12 protein-coding genes and 2 pseudogenes are annotated in these 15,331 nt (G+C 58.1%); 8 read left to right on the top strand and 6 right to left on the bottom strand.

Going from position 1 to position 15,331, the window contains the following annotated elements; all coding sequences use genetic code 11:
• Nucleotides 1-45: 45 nt before the first annotated feature.
• The 6 genes and pseudogenes from nifH to PYH37_RS29280 form a co-directional block, all read right to left on the bottom strand.
• Nucleotides 46-939, bottom strand: coding sequence for a nitrogenase iron protein (gene nifH / locus PYH37_RS29300; protein WP_280736443.1), 894 nt, complete (start codon nucleotides 937-939; stop codon nucleotides 46-48).
• Between the two features lie 608 nt (nucleotides 940-1,547).
• Nucleotides 1,548-1,753, bottom strand: a pseudogene (locus tag PYH37_RS32550) (LLM class flavin-dependent oxidoreductase); the annotation flags it as partial.
• A gap of 5 nt (nucleotides 1,754-1,758) precedes the next feature.
• Nucleotides 1,759-1,861: pseudogene (locus tag PYH37_RS32545) on the bottom strand (nuclear transport factor 2 family protein); the annotation flags it as partial.
• 306 nt (nucleotides 1,862-2,167) lie between these two features.
• On the bottom strand, nucleotides 2,168-3,385 hold the full coding sequence (locus tag PYH37_RS29290; RefSeq protein ID WP_280736444.1) for a cytochrome P450: 1,218 nt from the start codon (nucleotides 3,383-3,385) through the stop codon (nucleotides 2,168-2,170).
• A gap of 1,109 nt (nucleotides 3,386-4,494) precedes the next feature.
• Nucleotides 4,495-5,820: a dicarboxylate/amino acid:cation symporter gene (locus PYH37_RS29285; RefSeq protein ID WP_280736445.1), complete on the bottom strand. Its 1,326-nt coding sequence runs from the start codon at nucleotides 5,818-5,820 to the stop codon at nucleotides 4,495-4,497.
• 90 nt (nucleotides 5,821-5,910) lie between these two features.
• Nucleotides 5,911-6,594 (bottom strand): nitrogen fixation protein NifQ, encoded by a 684-nt coding sequence (locus PYH37_RS29280; protein WP_280736446.1) that lies wholly within the window; start codon nucleotides 6,592-6,594, stop codon nucleotides 5,911-5,913.
• A 551-nt stretch (nucleotides 6,595-7,145) separates the two neighbouring features.
• Between PYH37_RS29280 and PYH37_RS29275 the strand changes: the two genes are divergently transcribed.
• The 8 genes from PYH37_RS29275 to nifW all read left to right on the top strand — a co-directional run bounded on the left by PYH37_RS29275 (nucleotide 7,146) and on the right by nifW (nucleotide 15,189).
• Complete coding sequence (locus PYH37_RS29275; RefSeq protein WP_280736448.1) at nucleotides 7,146-7,694, top strand: peroxiredoxin; 549 nt, start codon at nucleotides 7,146-7,148, stop codon at nucleotides 7,692-7,694.
• Nucleotides 7,695-8,067: 373 nt separating this feature from the next.
• A complete protein-coding gene (locus PYH37_RS29270; protein WP_280736449.1) occupies nucleotides 8,068-8,388 on the top strand; it encodes a HesB/IscA family protein in 321 nt (106 codons plus the stop codon).
• A gap of 130 nt (nucleotides 8,389-8,518) precedes the next feature.
• Nucleotides 8,519-9,646, top strand: coding sequence for a cysteine desulfurase NifS (gene nifS, locus PYH37_RS29265; RefSeq protein WP_280736450.1), 1,128 nt, complete (start codon nucleotides 8,519-8,521; stop codon nucleotides 9,644-9,646).
• Nucleotides 9,647-9,855: 209 nt separating this feature from the next.
• A complete protein-coding gene (locus PYH37_RS29260) occupies nucleotides 9,856-10,296 on the top strand; it encodes a hypothetical protein (RefSeq protein WP_280736451.1) in 441 nt (146 codons plus the stop codon).
• Between the two features lie 693 nt (nucleotides 10,297-10,989).
• Nucleotides 10,990-11,649 carry a response regulator transcription factor gene (locus PYH37_RS29255; protein ID WP_280736452.1) on the top strand — a complete coding sequence of 220 codons (660 nt, stop codon included), beginning with the start codon at nucleotides 10,990-10,992 and terminating at the stop codon, nucleotides 11,647-11,649.
• Nucleotides 11,646-12,941, top strand: a complete 1,296-nt coding sequence (locus tag PYH37_RS29250) for a sensor histidine kinase (protein ID WP_280736453.1) — start codon at nucleotides 11,646-11,648, stop codon at nucleotides 12,939-12,941. The genes PYH37_RS29255 and PYH37_RS29250 overlap by 4 nt, the downstream gene beginning before the upstream one ends.
• A gap of 865 nt (nucleotides 12,942-13,806) precedes the next feature.
• Nucleotides 13,807-13,983, top strand: coding sequence for a transposase (locus PYH37_RS32540; RefSeq protein WP_425336219.1), 177 nt, complete (start codon nucleotides 13,807-13,809; stop codon nucleotides 13,981-13,983).
• Between the two features lie 825 nt (nucleotides 13,984-14,808).
• The gene (nifW, locus tag PYH37_RS29245) at nucleotides 14,809-15,189 is read left to right on the top strand and encodes a nitrogenase stabilizing/protective protein NifW (RefSeq protein ID WP_280736454.1); all 381 of its coding nucleotides are present in this window, start codon (nucleotides 14,809-14,811) and stop codon (nucleotides 15,187-15,189) included.
• The last annotated feature ends 142 nt before the right edge of the window (nucleotides 15,190-15,331 follow it).

Below are 15,331 nucleotides of genomic sequence, written 5' to 3'. Positions count from 1 at the left end.
ATGGCGCGCCGTATCAGGGTCCGCGCCCCTTGCGTGCTGCGGCGTCTACTGGGCTGCTGGCATCCTCGCTTCCTTGGCCTGGAGTTCGGCAAGCATCTGCTCGTCGCTCTTCATGATCCCGAAGTCGAGCAGCATGTCCTCCAGTTCCTCCATGGTGATCGGTGTGGGGACTGTGCCTTGGCCCGAATTGGCATGGATCTTTTCAGCCAACGCGCGATATTCCCCGGCCTGTTTGGAGTCCGGCGCATACTGGATGACCGTCATCTTCCTGAGCTCGGCATGCTGGACGATGTTGTCGCGTGGCACGAAGTGGATGAGCTTGGAATTCAGCTTGGCAGCCAGCGCTTCGGCGAGGTCGAGCTCGCGGTCGGTCTGACGCTCGTTACAAATCAGCCCGCCCAGACGGACGCTGCCGGCGGTGGCATATTTCAGGATGCCCCTGGCGATGTTGTTGGCGGCATAAAGTGCCATCATCTCACCGGACATGACGATGTAGATTTCCTGGGCCTTGTTTTCACGGATCGGCATCGCGAAGCCGCCGCACACCACGTCGCCGAGCACGTCGTAGGAGACGTAGTCGACATCGTCATAGGCGCCGTTTTCTTCCAGGAAGTTGATCGAGGTGATGACGCCGCGCCCGGCGCAGCCGACGCCAGGCTCCGGGCCGCCGGACTCGACGCATTTTATGCCTCTGTAGCCGACCTTCAGCACATCCTCGACCTCGAGGTCTTCAACCGAACCTTCCGTCGCGGCGAGATGCAGTACCGTGTCCTGCGCCTTCGCGTTGAGGATAAGGCGCGTGGAATCCGCCTTAGGGTCGCAGCCGACGATGAGAATCTTTTGCCCGAGGTCGACAAGGGCGGCGAGCGTATTTTGAGAGGTGGTGGACTTTCCGATACCCCCCTTCCCATAGAACGCGATTTGACGCAGACCTGCCATGTTGCTTTCCTTCGTTTGTTTGAACCATCGCGGTTGCCCGCGCCACGAATGCCGCCGGCAGCTTGCGCCGCCTCGCAAAATGGACTTCAAAAGTCGTGCCAAGTCGCTTGAGCGAACCTAACAAGAGCCAATATGCTTTTTGTTCCAAATGTTTAGACTAAAAAACGCGCGGCTGAGGAGACAAGCCTTTGTCGCTGAACGGACAAAGGTGACGGACAATGTCGCAAGCGTGGCTTTAACGTTTCAGGGGGGCGGCAAAATGATGCTGCTGGTCAACGACACGGGACTTGGCAGATTGAAGGACCCGCGTTCGATCCAAACCTTGCTTGCCAGAACAACAAGCTAAGTTTGCGCACTGTCGTCACCTTTGTCGGCTCCGCGACATAAGCTTATTATCCAAGTCGGTGTGTTCATTCCTCAACCTATATACCTAAACAACAAGCAATCATCTCTCTTGTCGGCTCACTCGAGCGACTTGGCACGAATTTTGAACGACTTGCTCGCGGCGGCACGGAAGCCAGCCAAAAGAGTTCGACCAACGAAGGAACCAGACATGACAAGCACAAAAAAAGCGGCGGTCGTTCATAGCACTCCACTCAATCGGCGACTTCTCCTAACCGGCGTTGGAAACGTGTGTTGTCGCGATAGTTGCTGATCCTAGTTGCATCATCGCTGCATAGCAGCAGAGCAGAAGCGACATCTTGGCGTGGCTGACGTTCCTGCCCTCTGAATTCGCCGCTTCCTGGATGAACCCACGCGCGGCGCGCAAAATTTCCAAGCCGTCGTGGAACGCCGTTACGAAGAGATTATGTCCCTAACGAATAAACCCTCGGCCGAGCCGGAATAGGCCCCATGATTGTCCATCGGCGTCCGCCCAATACGCGCTCCGCAGTGCCGCCTCGTCCGCGCGGTCGATCGCGCGATTTCGTCCTGTTCGGCGTAAGCGAACACATCTGTTGTTTGCGCACCATGTGGTGTGACTGGAGTCGGCGAGGAGCCTATGCAATTCGGCGAGAAGGTGCCGCCAACGGCGGCGCCCCTCCTTTCCAGTATGTGCCACGTCTTGGTCGATTTCCTCTGACCGCCAAATGGGCCGAGTGGCACCGGCAGATTTCCCTCGGACAATGCACGTCGTCTCGAGGTCCGCCAGCCATCGCGCGCCCACAGACGTGAATGCCTGCCGGGCAGCTAATAGCGCTCCTATAACGACAATGCCCCTGCGGGCCGGTCAACCCCAGGCCAGATTCAGGTCTTGAATCCCAAATACGTGGCCGCCATGGGTGATCGGCGCCGTCCCGTCCTTTATTCGGAAAGTGGGGATGCGTGCCAGAAATTCGTCGAGCCCAATGACAATCTCTCGCCGGGCCAGATGTGCTCCGAGGCAAAGATGAGGACCATAGCCAAAGGCGGTGTGGTGGTTGTCCTGTCGCGCCAGATCGATGGTATTAGGGCACGCAAATTCTGCGGGGTCACGATTGGAAATCATCGTTGCGCAGGAAACATAGTCTCCCTTACGAATCGGCGCGCCTTCAAAGTCAATATCCTTTGTTGCCACGCGGATCATCTGAACGGTTGAATAGGCGCGCAATAGTTCTTCAGCCGCGAGCGCGATCCGGTCCGGTTCGTTCCGCAGCAATTCCTGATCATTCAGATTGCGTGCAAGATAGGCCAAGTCAAAGCCTATCGCGGCTGCGACCGTGTCGAGTCCCCCGACCAAGAAGAGTACACCGATGCCACGGACTTCCTCGTTGGCTAAGGAGCGACCCTCGATGTGCGCCTGCACGACGAAGGTCATGAAATCAGCGGCTGGTTCCTTGCGGCGCATCGCTGCAACTTCGTCAATGAACTCCACGATCGATTGGGCCGCTGCCGTTCGCTTGACTTCGTTGCCGTGGAGCAAATCGCTTACCCGGCCAAGTAGCATGTCGGATCGGCTATCCGAGAGCCCCAGAAACCCAAGGAAAACGTTAGCTGTGAATGGATAGGCAAAATCCTTCATGACGTCACAGCTGGTCCGCGATCGGGCGATCCGGTCCGTCAGCGCGCTCGCTTGCTGACGGACAATCCGCTCCAGCGCTTCCACCCGCCTAGGTGAGAACAGCGGATTTAGTAGCGCACGAAAGACACCATGGGCCGGTGGACCGAGCTCGAGCGGGATCATTGGCCAACTTTCGCCGAGTGCGGAGGAGAAGATGCTGCGATGACTGGAAAAGGTCTCGAGGTCTTGCAGCACCTTGCGCTGGTCACTCGCGCGCGTGATCACCCAGGTCCCCCGTCCATCGCGCGTGTTATGGGGAGAAAAAAAGATCGGGGCGCCTCCATGGACGCATGCCACAGCTGCGTGCGGGTCTCCGTTGGGTGTCGGTGCCATGCCCGGCGACGTGAAGAGATTGAAGTCCTTCACAAAACCGGGCGGAACGTGGTCTGGAATGGGGTTGCTCTGCACTCGGCTTCTCCTTCTCTCTAGTTATTCATCAGCTTGCGCTAATCGACCCGGCAAGGTCGTTAGTCTCCGTTGGGGCTGCGGCCGCGGAAGAGCGGAAGTGATACTTGCGGAGCGGCCGCATTTTTTCGGGTTCGAACGGCGGGATGAAGACGCCCGATCACGCCGACGACGGCGCGGGTTGGACCAAAATGGAGCGAGGTGGTGAGCGTCTCCGATTCCGTGCAGCTTTAGACATTTCAAACTTGTTTCTCCTCCTTCATTTAATCGCGCTTACCCATGACACAAGTACAGCCCGGCAGCGGATCGCGCCGTGTGACGGAATGGCTTCAAAACCCATGCCAATTTGACTGATCAAACTGGGGAAGTGATCTTATGGCCGCTTTTCAGCTATTTAGCCCTGGAAAATCGAGAGCTTCATGTAGTGGCCTGCGTGTCGCGGATCCGACAAACCGATTGGAGGTGCCTAACGACGTCAGCTCAGAGCCCCGTACGTTCATTTTCGGACGGCGTATGGAGGGGCTGTCGAGACGGATTTGACCAGGTGAGATCCGACAGCAGTTGCCGTCAGTCTGGTGACGCGACTTTCAGGTGTTCTGGGCCACGCACTGCATAACCGCCTTGAGGTCAGACACACCCGTCATCGGCTCTTCTATGAGAAAACGGCGTCCGAATCGATGCCCATCGGTGCAGACCATACGCACTATGGTCTCACAGCCGGAGTTCGATAGAACGAACGCAATCGGAAAAATGCTGCTCCCGCGGATCCCTACGCCGGATATGTCTCGAACGACGCATATCTGCGGCACGAGCTTGAACCCTGAGGCTAACGTGCGTGGCGGAGCGGCCTGAGGTGAGCGAAAGCGCATAGGGCATGGGAAACGAGCGATGGGAACTAACAATAGCTTGCGACGTCTCATCCCAGGCACTGCGGCCGCAACGCTTATGGCCGCGAGCGAATGAGCCTGCGCAACGAGCGCCTCGCGGCACAGTATCGCCGCGTAGGAAGAAAAAAGGGCGCGATCTGGCGAGGACCAGACCGCGCCCAGCACGATCCGGGGGAGGACCAGACCGCGCCAAACCGCACTTGTCGTGCGGGCCCCGGGAGGGACTTACTCGGCCGGCTTGACGACCTTCGGAGTGACTTCGATCGCCACCTTGCCGCCGAGCGCCAGGACGAGCTGCGCCTGATCAAGCTCTCCTTCCCACTTAGCCACCACGACGGTCGCAACGGCATTGCCGATCAAGTTGGTGGTCGCCCGGCATTCCGACATGAAGCGGTCGATACCGAGGATCAGCGCCATGCCGGCGACCGGCACGGAGGGAACGACCGAGAGCGTTGCGGCAAGCGTGATGAAGCCCGCGCCGGTGATGCCGGCAGCCCCCTTCGAGCTCAGCATGGCGATGAGCAGCAGCAGGATCTGGTCGCCGTAGGAGAGCGGCGTATCGGTCGCCTGCGCGATGAAGAGTGCCGCAAGCGTCATGTAGATGTTGGTGCCGTCGAGATTGAAGGAATAGCCGGTCGGAATGACAAGGCCGACGACCGAGCGCTTGCAGCCCGCCTTCTCCATCTTGTTCATGAGGCCCGGGAGAGCCGCTTCCGAAGACGACGTTCCAAGGACGAGCAGCAGCTCCTCCTTGATGTAGCGAATGAGCGCCACGATCGAGAAGCCGTTGTAGCGCGCCACCGCACCGAGCACGACGAGGACGAAGACGAACGACGTCAGATAGAACGTGCCGATCAGCATGGCGAGGTTGGCGATCGAGGCGATGCCGTATTTGCCGATGGTGAAGGCCATGGCGCCGAAGGCGCCGATCGGGGCTGCCTTCATCAGGATCGCCACCAGCCGGAAGATCGGCAGGGTCAGCGCCTGCAGGAAATCGACGACCGGCTCCGCTTTCTTGCCGACCATCGCCAGCGAAACGCCGAAAAGCACCGAGATGAACAGCACCTGCAGGATGTCGCCTTCGGCGAAAGCGCCGACAAGCGTCGTCGGGATGATGTGCATCAGGAAGCCGGTGATCGACTGCTCATGCGCCTTCTCGGCGTAGGTCGCAATCGCCTTCGCATCGAGCGAGGCCGGGTCGATATGCATGCCGACGCCCGGCTGAACGATATTCACGACAACGAGGCCGACGACAAGCGCGAGAGTGGAGAAGGTCAGGAAGTAGATCAGCGCCTTGCCGGCGACGCGGCCGACCTTGGCGAGATCGGTCATGCAGGCAATGCCGGTCGCAACCGTCAGGAAGATGACGGGGGCGATAATCATCTTGACGAGCATGATGAAGGCGTCGCCGAGCGGTTTCAGCTCGGTACCGATGTCCGGATAGAAATGCCCGAGCAGGATACCCGCGGCGATCGCGGCCAGCACCTGGACATAGAGGTGACGATAAAAGGGTGTCTTGCCGCAGACCTCCGCGGAATGTTCAACGATCATGATGATGTCCTCCACATTAGGCGCGTGACGTCGTACACCGCGAACTGACGCTTACGGGCTGAGGTGGTCTACAGCTCTTGTAAGTCGCTCCTAACCCAAATTGGCCGTGTACATGCGAAGTCTTTCACTTTCCTCAGGACCAAAGCAGTCTTCGAATGCCTTGCATTCTCGGCAACTGGAGGCGGTGCATAGGGACAAGCCCTCAGCTTCACAGAGCTTTCGATAAAGGTACTTTTTCCATCTCATGTTATTGGTATTGCCGGCTGCGAGCGTGGGGAAATGCGTGGCGAGCAAGCGGCTGAGTTCAGCGCGGTCCCAGAGACCAAGCTCCAGCCAGAGATGGTCTTGACGCAACGAACGCCGGGCTATGATCTTGGCAAAACGGCCGCTCGCTGGATCGTCCGGTCGAGCATGCGCGAGCAGCAGACATCGTAGAAGCTCCTCCTCCACGCCAGATTCGGGGTCACTCACCTCTTCCAAGGCGAAGGCGTGAATAACAGTGGCGGGAAAACTGTGGGCCAGCATGTCCCGAAGCTCGGCACGCGAAAGCCCCGTCGCCTCCGTGACAGTTGCCTCGCTGGCGTCAATCTCCTCCAGCGCACGCGAGAGGACACAGGCAAGCACGTACTGATCGAAATCCATCTCCAGGTCTGTAGGCGGCCATGGTCCGAGGCCGAGCGATTGCAATAATCGTCGCCAGCCAGGCCGATCGGCCTTTCGGACTCCAAGCGTCATTCTCTCCGATAGGGTGCGGATCTGAGCCAGACTTGACATGTTGCTTTCCTCCTTTGTCACATACACCCGTACTCACGAGATCATTGCCGCAGCCCTGGCCGCCCCGCGACAAGGAAGGTTCAAAACGCGTGCCAATCGCGTCCACAAAGCCGATGAGAAGGCTTATGGTTGCTTTTCAATGGCTTGATGATGCGTGTAGGGAGGCAGCGGCGGAGACCGCCGTGTTGCGGGATGGACAAGCCCGACATTAACTGTCGGTTCTGTGCCAAAGGCAGCGGCCCGGATTACTTGTGAAGCGCGAGATGCTGGACCGCATGCCTCCTAGCAACTGAATACACGCACGCCAGGTCCTAGCCATGCGCGGCAAAGCGCCGCCGTTACAGCCTTGATGTCAAATGGCATGGCCCTTGCTTCTCGCTCGTTGGACGTCCGCAAGCAGCCGACAAGAGGAGCAAAAGCTCCCCGGCCCTGGATTTGATAACCGTTTCGGGGCGGGTGGCGAAATCTGGAAGATGCACTCCAAAATAGCAGGTTTCTAAAGAGTGTTCAGGGCGGGCAAATGCGCCAAAATTGCAAACGGAGCAATACTGATGGCTACCAATAAAAGACTACCTTTCGTCACTTTTCGCACGCGTGTTCGCGATGAGACCGTGGACGGGACCAATCCGTATCGTTGGGAAGACAAAACAACCGATGATTACTTCGGCAGCAAGCGCGTAATGCTATTCTCGCTTCCCGGCGCCTTCACCCCGACCTGCTCGACTTATCAACTGCCCGATTTTGAAAAGCTCTATGATGAATTCGAAAAGGAAGGAATTGAAGCCGTCTACTGCCTCTCTGTCAATGATGCATTCGTGATGAATGCCTGGGGAAAGGCGTTGAAGCTGGAGAAGGTCACGCTCATTCCTGATGGTTCAGGCGAATTCACTCGTAAGATGGGCATGTTAGTCGCGAAGGATAATCTCGGCTTCGGCATGCGCTCCTGGCGCTATGCTGCCGTAGTCAATGATGGCGTGGTGGAACATTGGTTCGAGGAGGAAGGTCTCTCAGACAACTGCGCATCAGATCCCTACGGGGTCTCGTCGCCGCAGAACATTCTCGAAGCGCTGAAGTGTCTTAGGGTCGCGTCCGCCCCCTGATCAAAGAAGAGAACGGGTCATAGCTCTGGGACACCGCTAAGGGGCGTTGCTCGACAAGATCACCTCTAGTTACCAGGTCTGGTTCAACGTTGGGAGTGTCCGATGAGAGGCGTAGTAAGCAAGCTGCGCTGGACGATCATCTCGTCGACTGAGTAACCCCCAGAATGCACGTGGGTTGCCCAGTGCTTTCGTGGCACGACCCAGACAGATCGCGCATAACAGCCGCATTCTGCGTTGTCCGATCTCCGACTGTGTCGGAAATACGACATGGCAGTGTTCGAGCCTCGCGTTGTTTTCAGGGTGGCTTTTCCGTTGGCACACTACGTGCAACGTGATTTGCGAGTGCATCTCGGAAACCAGGAGAAACGATGTCATGATCACGATTACCGAAAAGGCCATCGTCGTAGTGAAGGATGCCCTTTGCCAGGCCCCGCAGCCGGCGAACGGCTTGCGCATCGCCGTCCAAGTGGGCGGTTGCGCCGGTCTCAAATACCTTGTGGGCCTGGACAACGGGCCTCGCGAGCGGGATGCTCTCATTGAGACGGGTGGAGTCAAGGTGTTCGTAGATGCAGGCTCCCAACCCCATGTCGCGGGCTTGACCGTAGATTTCGTCGCGGGCTCCCAGTCCTCCGGTTTTATCTTCGATAATCCCAATACGCGGGAGAAGTGCGCCTGCGGCAAGTCCTTCAGCTGATTGCCTAAGACAAACGACAATGCGGGACAATCGAGATACACTCGCGGAACACTTCTCCAATGGCGGCGTCCGAGTGGGGCGAGTACCGCCGTTGTACGCGCTGCATCATCGGCAGGTGGAGGTGGTAACCTTGAGGCCTATCTATCTTGACAACAACGCAACTACGCGAGTCGATGCCGAAGTTTTTCAAGGGATGCTGCCGTTCTTTATCGATCAGTTTGGCAATGCTTCATCGATGCATGATATTGGCGCCGCTGCGGGCAAAGCGATAAAGACGGCGCGCCGGAAGTTGCAAGCGCTGATCGGTGCGAAGTTCGACCACGAGATCACGTTCACCTCGGGCGGGACCGAAAGCGACAATGCGGCGATCCTTTCTGGGCTCGAGGTGAATCCCGAGCGCACGGAGATCGTCACTTCGCCGGTCGAGCATCCGGCGGTGCGGACGCTCTGCGCACATCTTGAGAAGACGTGTTGCGTGAAGGTCCACAGGATCCCGGTGGATCGTTATGGCCGTCTCGACTTTGACGCCTACCGGGCCGCTCTCACCCATCGGGTGGCAATCGTTTCGATCATATGGGCGAACAACGAGACTGGAACAATCTTCCCTGTCGCTAAGCTTGCTGAGATGGCCAAGGCCGTCGGCAAGCTTCCGATCGATCTGAAATCGACCGCAATCGACATGCTATCGCTCTCCGGCCACAAGCTACATGGGCCGAAGGGCGTCGGCGCCCTCTACATAAGACGCGGCGTGCCTTTTCACACACTGATCAAGGGGGGCCGCCAGGAGCGCGACCGACGCGCGGGCACAGAGAACACGCCCGGGATCGTTGGTTTGGGCAAGGCGGCCGAACTCGCCTTGCAGTACATGGACAAGGAAAACAAACGAGTAAAATCGCTGCGGGATCGATTGGAGAAAGGACTTCTGGAGCGCATCCCCAAGTCCTTCGTCACCGGCGATCCGCTGGCTCGGCTGCCGAATACCACAAATGTAGCCTTCGACCGCGTTGACGGTGAAGCCATACAGTCTCTGCTCAATCACCACGGCATCGCTTGTTCCTCTGGCTCCGCCTGCACCTCTGGCTCCCTGGTACGGAGCCATGTTCTAAGGGCTATGAACATTCCCCACACTGCGGCACTCGGAGCAGTTCGCTTCTCCTTTTCACGGTACAACCTCGAGGAGGAGGTAGATCGGGTGCTGGAAGTCACACCGGAAATCGTGAAGAAACTGCGCGACTCCTTTCCTATTTCGGCGGGGTAAGCGAAGTGCTGAGAACTCAGAATCCGCAGCTCGCCTGACGGAAGAACCGAGGACAAGACCTCCGGGTCTTTCTCAATAAGCACGCTTAGCTCGGTGTGGAATCTCAATAGAAGTCAGACCGAGTCGGCTGATGTGTCGCCTGGCATTTGAGAATGCTGGTCGACCGTCGCAATCGCCAGCTGGGGAATCAGCCATTCGAGTTCCTCCGCATGAACGACCTAAGTGGAAAGACGCGTCGTATCCGGCGTCGGGCAGATCCACTCGTTGGCGGCAGCGAACGGCAAGTTCTCGTGGTCGTGGATCCTGATCATCTGGAGGCCTATGGCCTGGTGTTTCCACCGTCATGGAAGCAATCCGAGGCGAAAAATCAGGATCGCGCGGCGGGAACGCTCATATCCGGCATCAACCAGCGGGATCATAACGGTCGAGGGACCATAGCAGATACTTCAGGCTTCAACAGGATCATCGTCGCTCGAAGCGAGCGGCTATCCCGTCGACCTCTCGGATGGGGACAGTTCTCGACACGGGCGCTGATAGGGACCAGCCTTGCAAACTACCAGAGCATTACATCTCTTGGGCTGCACATCCTCAACACCCAGGGCGCAAACACGCTCGAGATGGCGTCCGCGCCTCGCAGGGAATTTCTGTGATGAACGCAGAACTGACAAAGGATAACGTTCAGCTCACCATCACACGCGCTCACCTCCGCTTTATAGGAGATACTATATTTGGCATATCGCGCAACGGAAGCGCGATTGGCCCTTATCAAACCGACTTGAGACGAGATGGCTCCGGCATCAGGTCGTTCTGCTGAGAGGTCGCAGCCGACGCGGAAAGCAAGATTGCGAACGCGGTCACCCGAGATGAAGATGATAGTGGAGCACCGGGCGAGCATTCATGTGACTTTTCGAGGCAATTAGCAGCAGCAGGCCCAGCGCTAACGCGCTAGAACCGAAGAGAAGGCAAGGCCGGAGAACACTCCTTCCTGTGCATTTGCGTATTTTGGATGCCTGCATTCGGGGACGGTTTCCTGTCGAGCAATACACGATTGGGAGGGGCGCATACATCGGAGCGATCATTGGGCGCGAGGTTCTCGCTGTGACTAATGCTCCCAAGGACGTCGCCGATATGAAGCGGGCCGAGAAAGAGTGCCTAGATCATGAGCGTTTTCACAAGGGCTCTCTAATTTGGTTGGTGCAATAGCAGCCCTTCTTGCAGCCGTAGCTGACAGCAGCCTGAAAACCCCCCGGATATTTTCCGCCACGGCGGTTCAGCTGAGCGTCAGGTTGTGACAATACACTAAGGTAGGAGTCTTGCCCCCAAACTGGATCTCAGCACACCTGATGCGAATATTGCTAATTGAAGACGACGAGGCCCTTGGCAGTGCGGTACGCGAACATACGGTGACTGAGGGCCACGCCGCCGATTGGGTCAAAGACCTGTCCCAAGCGCGGGAATACGCACGTTCGGTCGCCTACCAGCTTACCCTTCTTGACATTCACCTGCCTGACGGTAACGGCATCGACTACCTGCGGGAGATGAGAAAGCGGCTTGATTCGACACCGGTCATCATCCTGACGGCTCGTGATCAGATCTCAGATCGTATCGAGGGGCTCAACGCAGGAGCCGACGACTATTTGCTCAAGCCGTTTGATCTCGGCGAACTCTCCGCCCGCATTTACGCTGTGGCGCGTCGCCATGGGCACTTCCCCGAGCCGATATATTCTCTCGGAACGCTGGCCATACAGTCGGCCGCGCGACGCCTCGACCGCCACGGGCAGGCCGTCTACTTGACTGCGCGCGAATGGGCGGTGCTCGACTGCCTTCTGCGCCGGCCCGGAACGATAGTTTCGAAGGGGGAGATCGAGGACGCGCTCTATTCTTTCGGTTCGGAGATCGAGAGCAACACAGTGGAGGTTTACGTCAGCCGGCTCCGCAAGAAGATCGGCGGGGACGTAATAGCGACCGTGCGTGGTCTCGGGTACAGGCTCGTGGTTACATGACGAACTCGCGCAGCTTGACGCGCAGGCTGATACTGGGGCTGGGCGGCGCAACGCTCCTGGTCTGGATTTCCGTCCCTACCATTGCTGCGCTCAGGCTGAGCAAAGTGGTCGATGACCTCTCCGACGACCTGCTGAAGCTAACTGCCGTGTTTATGGAGCCGGCACTAATTGATGAAGGGAAGGTGGACTCCGATTACATTCGTATACCTGGCTATACGCCCAGTTTCGAAAAATACTGGACCGTCCGCTATTCGGTCGAGGTGAACCCTAGGCCGTCCCCTGGTACTCCAGCGCTTGATGGATTTTCGCAAACGGCTACTGACCGCATCTATACACTGAAGATGCCAGACGGCAGGATTCTTCGGGTGGCCGAACCACTCGATCTCCGCCGTCAGTCAATCAAGAACGGCGCAGCTCTTGTCTTGGTCCCGATACTCGTGTTGCTGCCCTTTAGTATAGCCGTCTGGTGGATGGTGATCCGGCGGTCGCTGGCGCCCATCAAAGTACTGCAGCAGGAGATCGGATCGCGCGACGGCCGCAATCTCTCACCCGTGGGCGTCATTGATCTCCCAGCAGAATTGGCCCCCATCGCGGCCTCCGTCGATCGGCTTCTGGAACGTCTGCGGACGGCCCTCGATCGCGAACGCGAGTGCGCCGCAAACAGTGCACATGAACTGCGCACGCCGATCGCAGGTTCGCTCGCTCAGATGCAGAGGCTCGTGGCCGAACTTCCCCAGGGCTCGGCGAAAACGCGCGCGCGCGGCATTGAGAAAGCGCTGTCGAGCCTTGGCTCTCGTGTCGAAAAACTGCTTCAACTCGCGCGGGCCGAATCGGGAATCGGCATCGCAGTCCACGCGATCGATCTTGTCCGAGCGGTTCGGCTAGAAATTGAGGACCTCGGGAAAAAGCCGCAATATGCCGGACGGCTAATCCTTGACGTCGACGGCTGCCCCAGTTTGATGCGCAAAGTAGACGTCGATGCGTTTGCTATCCTGCTTCGTAACCTAATCGAGAATGCGCTCACACATGGACTGCCCGGTACCCCGGCAACAGTTTCCGTCCGAACTGAAGGGTCCATCGCCATTGCAAACGCGGGACCGGTGGTACCGCTCCCCGACCTTGAAGAGATAACGAAGCGATTTAGGCGTGGTGCTACCGGAGCGGCGGGGTCAGGCCTTGGTCTACACATCGCTAGTATGGTGATCAAGCGCATCGGTGGGAGTCTTGAACTTGCGTCGCCTGCCCGTGGTCGCGACGATGGTTTTGAGGCGATTATTCGAATCCCTCCATGACACTGGTTTGTTTCAACGCCCGAGTTGCGCGTGGGAAGGATTGTGCGCTGCTGGTCAGGCAACGAGAATGTCGAACTGACTTCATTTCGATGGGTGTCTGACGATCATGAGAGTGTGTTATTCAGGGCATCGTTGTGACGGTGGTACGGTCACTTTTTCGCAGAGTCAGTTCGATCGCGCTGCTGCGTCGCCCGGCCGACGTCGCAACTCGGTTGTATGGTGTACAGAGCGATCAGGCGTTCATTGTAGAGTTCTCGATACTGTCGCATATTGGACAAAATCGCTATCGAGTTGATCACATTGGCACACGAAGTGCGCGGTAATCGGCAGGTTCGGTTGCGAGCATAGTGCCGACGATCTCTTAGTAAATAGTGACCGATTTCATTGCCAACAGCGACTTTGGTGATTACCCCACCTGGAGTTCCCGAAAATGCACGGAGGGGAAGTGATTTCTGCGACACTAGGACACTGGGCCGCTGACGCCGAAAGCTCGGCCGAGCGGCGAAGTATCGAAGCTGCGGGACTACAAAAGCAACCTACAGGCAAGGTCATTAGCGGAGCGGACATGAACAAATATATTTGCGAGTTCTCCGCGACAAGGTAGCGGCGGCTCTGCCTGAGGCCGCAAGCCGATCGAGATCTCGCTCCAGGACGAGGCGCGGGTCGGCCAACACGGAACGTTGACACGGGTCCGGGCCAGACGCGGAACCGCCCGCGCGGCCCTGGGATACATCTGCGGCGCCGTTTGCTCGGCGCGCGCCGCCTCCGCCACCCTCGTCCTGCCGAAGGCCAATGCCGAGGGCCCCTGTCCCTGCATCTGGCGGAGATCAGACGTCAGGTCGCCGCCGGGGCGCATGCGATCCTGGTGCTCGACGGGGCAGGCTGTCGTAGCGCGCAGGATCTCATCCTACCCGACAACCTCACGCTTCTGCACCTGCCGCGCTACGCGCCCGAGCTCAATCCGATTAAGAACATCTGGGATGTATCCCCGCAAGAACAAGCTCGCCGTCACCGTCTTAGGCGGCTGCGACGACATCATTGACAAATACTGTCAAGCCCAGGACTTCTTCGCAAACGACAGGCGTGCCGTCACTTCCACCGCTTCACGCAAATGGCGCACAGGTCAACCTCTAACGCCGTTGGTGGTATCAGCTGTCGCGGCGGCACACCACATCCCAATCCATTGGAGCGGGACAAGCATGCCGCGGCCTCTTCCAAGCCTCAGGTGCTTATGGCTGCGCTCATGAGATCGGATTTTCGTCGGACTGAGAGCCAGTGCTGTAAGAGTATGCCCTTTTGGACGGTTTTTCTTTGCGGTCGCCGGCTCAGCCGCTTGGCCTTGTCGTCTTCATGAGCAGCGTCCGCATCAAGTGTGCAGAGCTTCCCGGTCGAGGGAATTCTATCGACAGAACTTGAGACGACGCTGAATCGCCGCTGCGTAAATCGCTAGTGGGGTTCAGGTTGCTGTCAGCCAGGGCTGCCACAAGGGCACAAGCAGACGGGAGAACTCATGAAGTAGCAGGCCTTATCAATACTGTCCGGCGTGCCCGATCGACGCTGTTCATCCGCAGACACGCCACGAACCAAGAGAAAGACGTACGGAGATTACCTCAACAAAAAAATACCGCCGCCGCGGATTCGCGAAGCCATCGACGAAGTTAGCTGCGGACGATACTTGCTGCGGCCGCGCTGGTGCTGGTGACGACCGCTCCGGCTTCGGCCGCCACTTATCAAGGCGACGACTTGGTACATCGAATTCGGCCGCTGGATAACCCCGCCTCATTTCTCGACCTGCAAAGCTCGCGACTGCTCGTCAGCTAGAAGTCGAAGCGGATTCCAGACCAACCACAACCAAAGGAGAATGCAAATGAGCAGTTGTGTCGGCGAGACCGTTCCCATTGATGTGACCGACATTCTTGCGCGGCTAAAGGGCTTGTCGGCTGCCGAGGAATTCTTCGAGGTCCTTGGCATCTCCTATGATCCGAAGGTGCTCAATGTTTCGCGGCTGCACATCATGAAGCGCATGGGGCAGTACCTGGCCCGGGAGGATTTTTCCGATCTCGGCGATAGGACGATGGCGGCCCGTGCGCGCGCCACACTCGAACGCGCTTACGAGGACTTTGCAACGTCGTCGCCGCTTGCGCGTAGAGTATTCAAGGTGCTCGAGGACCGCGATCCGGCTAAAGCCGCTACGCCCAGCCGCACCTTTGTACCCTTGGACTCCCTGAAGCCATTCGGGACTTGGTGAGTGCAGCAGGTTGCGACACGACAATGTCGCCGACGCGACAAGACTGTCACCGCGCCAGATTTCTCAAAAGGAAAATGGCCGAGACTTCAATCAGTTACTAATGGCAAATGCGATTGGCATGAATAATGCTGGGGGTAGACCA

Source organism: Sinorhizobium numidicum (genome assembly GCF_029892045.1).
GTDB classification, from domain to species: domain Bacteria; phylum Pseudomonadota; class Alphaproteobacteria; order Rhizobiales; family Rhizobiaceae; genus Sinorhizobium; species Sinorhizobium numidicum.
The sequence above is the reverse complement of the archived record's forward strand: the minus strand, read 5'-3'. Positions and strand labels throughout refer to the sequence as shown.

What these genes read in the sequence shown, in the direction of transcription:
- nifH (WP_280736443.1), bottom strand. Translation starts at nt 939, where the DNA reads ATGGCAGGTCTGCGTCAAATCGCGTTCTATGGGAAGGGGGGTATCGGA.
- PYH37_RS29255 (WP_280736452.1), top strand. Translation starts at nt 10,990, where the DNA reads ATGCGAATATTGCTAATTGAAGACGACGAGGCCCTTGGCAGTGCGGTA.
- PYH37_RS29250 (WP_280736453.1), top strand. Translation starts at nt 11,646, where the DNA reads ATGACGAACTCGCGCAGCTTGACGCGCAGGCTGATACTGGGGCTGGGC.
- PYH37_RS29275 (WP_280736448.1), top strand. Translation starts at nt 7,146, where the DNA reads ATGGCTACCAATAAAAGACTACCTTTCGTCACTTTTCGCACGCGTGTT.
- PYH37_RS29260 (WP_280736451.1), top strand. Translation starts at nt 9,856, where the DNA reads ATGAACGACCTAAGTGGAAAGACGCGTCGTATCCGGCGTCGGGCAGAT.
- PYH37_RS29280 (WP_280736446.1), bottom strand. Translation starts at nt 6,594, where the DNA reads ATGTCAAGTCTGGCTCAGATCCGCACCCTATCGGAGAGAATGACGCTT.
- PYH37_RS29285 (WP_280736445.1), bottom strand. Translation starts at nt 5,820, where the DNA reads ATGATCGTTGAACATTCCGCGGAGGTCTGCGGCAAGACACCCTTTTAT.
- nifW (WP_280736454.1), top strand. Translation starts at nt 14,809, where the DNA reads ATGAGCAGTTGTGTCGGCGAGACCGTTCCCATTGATGTGACCGACATT.
- PYH37_RS29270 (WP_280736449.1), top strand. Translation starts at nt 8,068, where the DNA reads ATGATCACGATTACCGAAAAGGCCATCGTCGTAGTGAAGGATGCCCTT.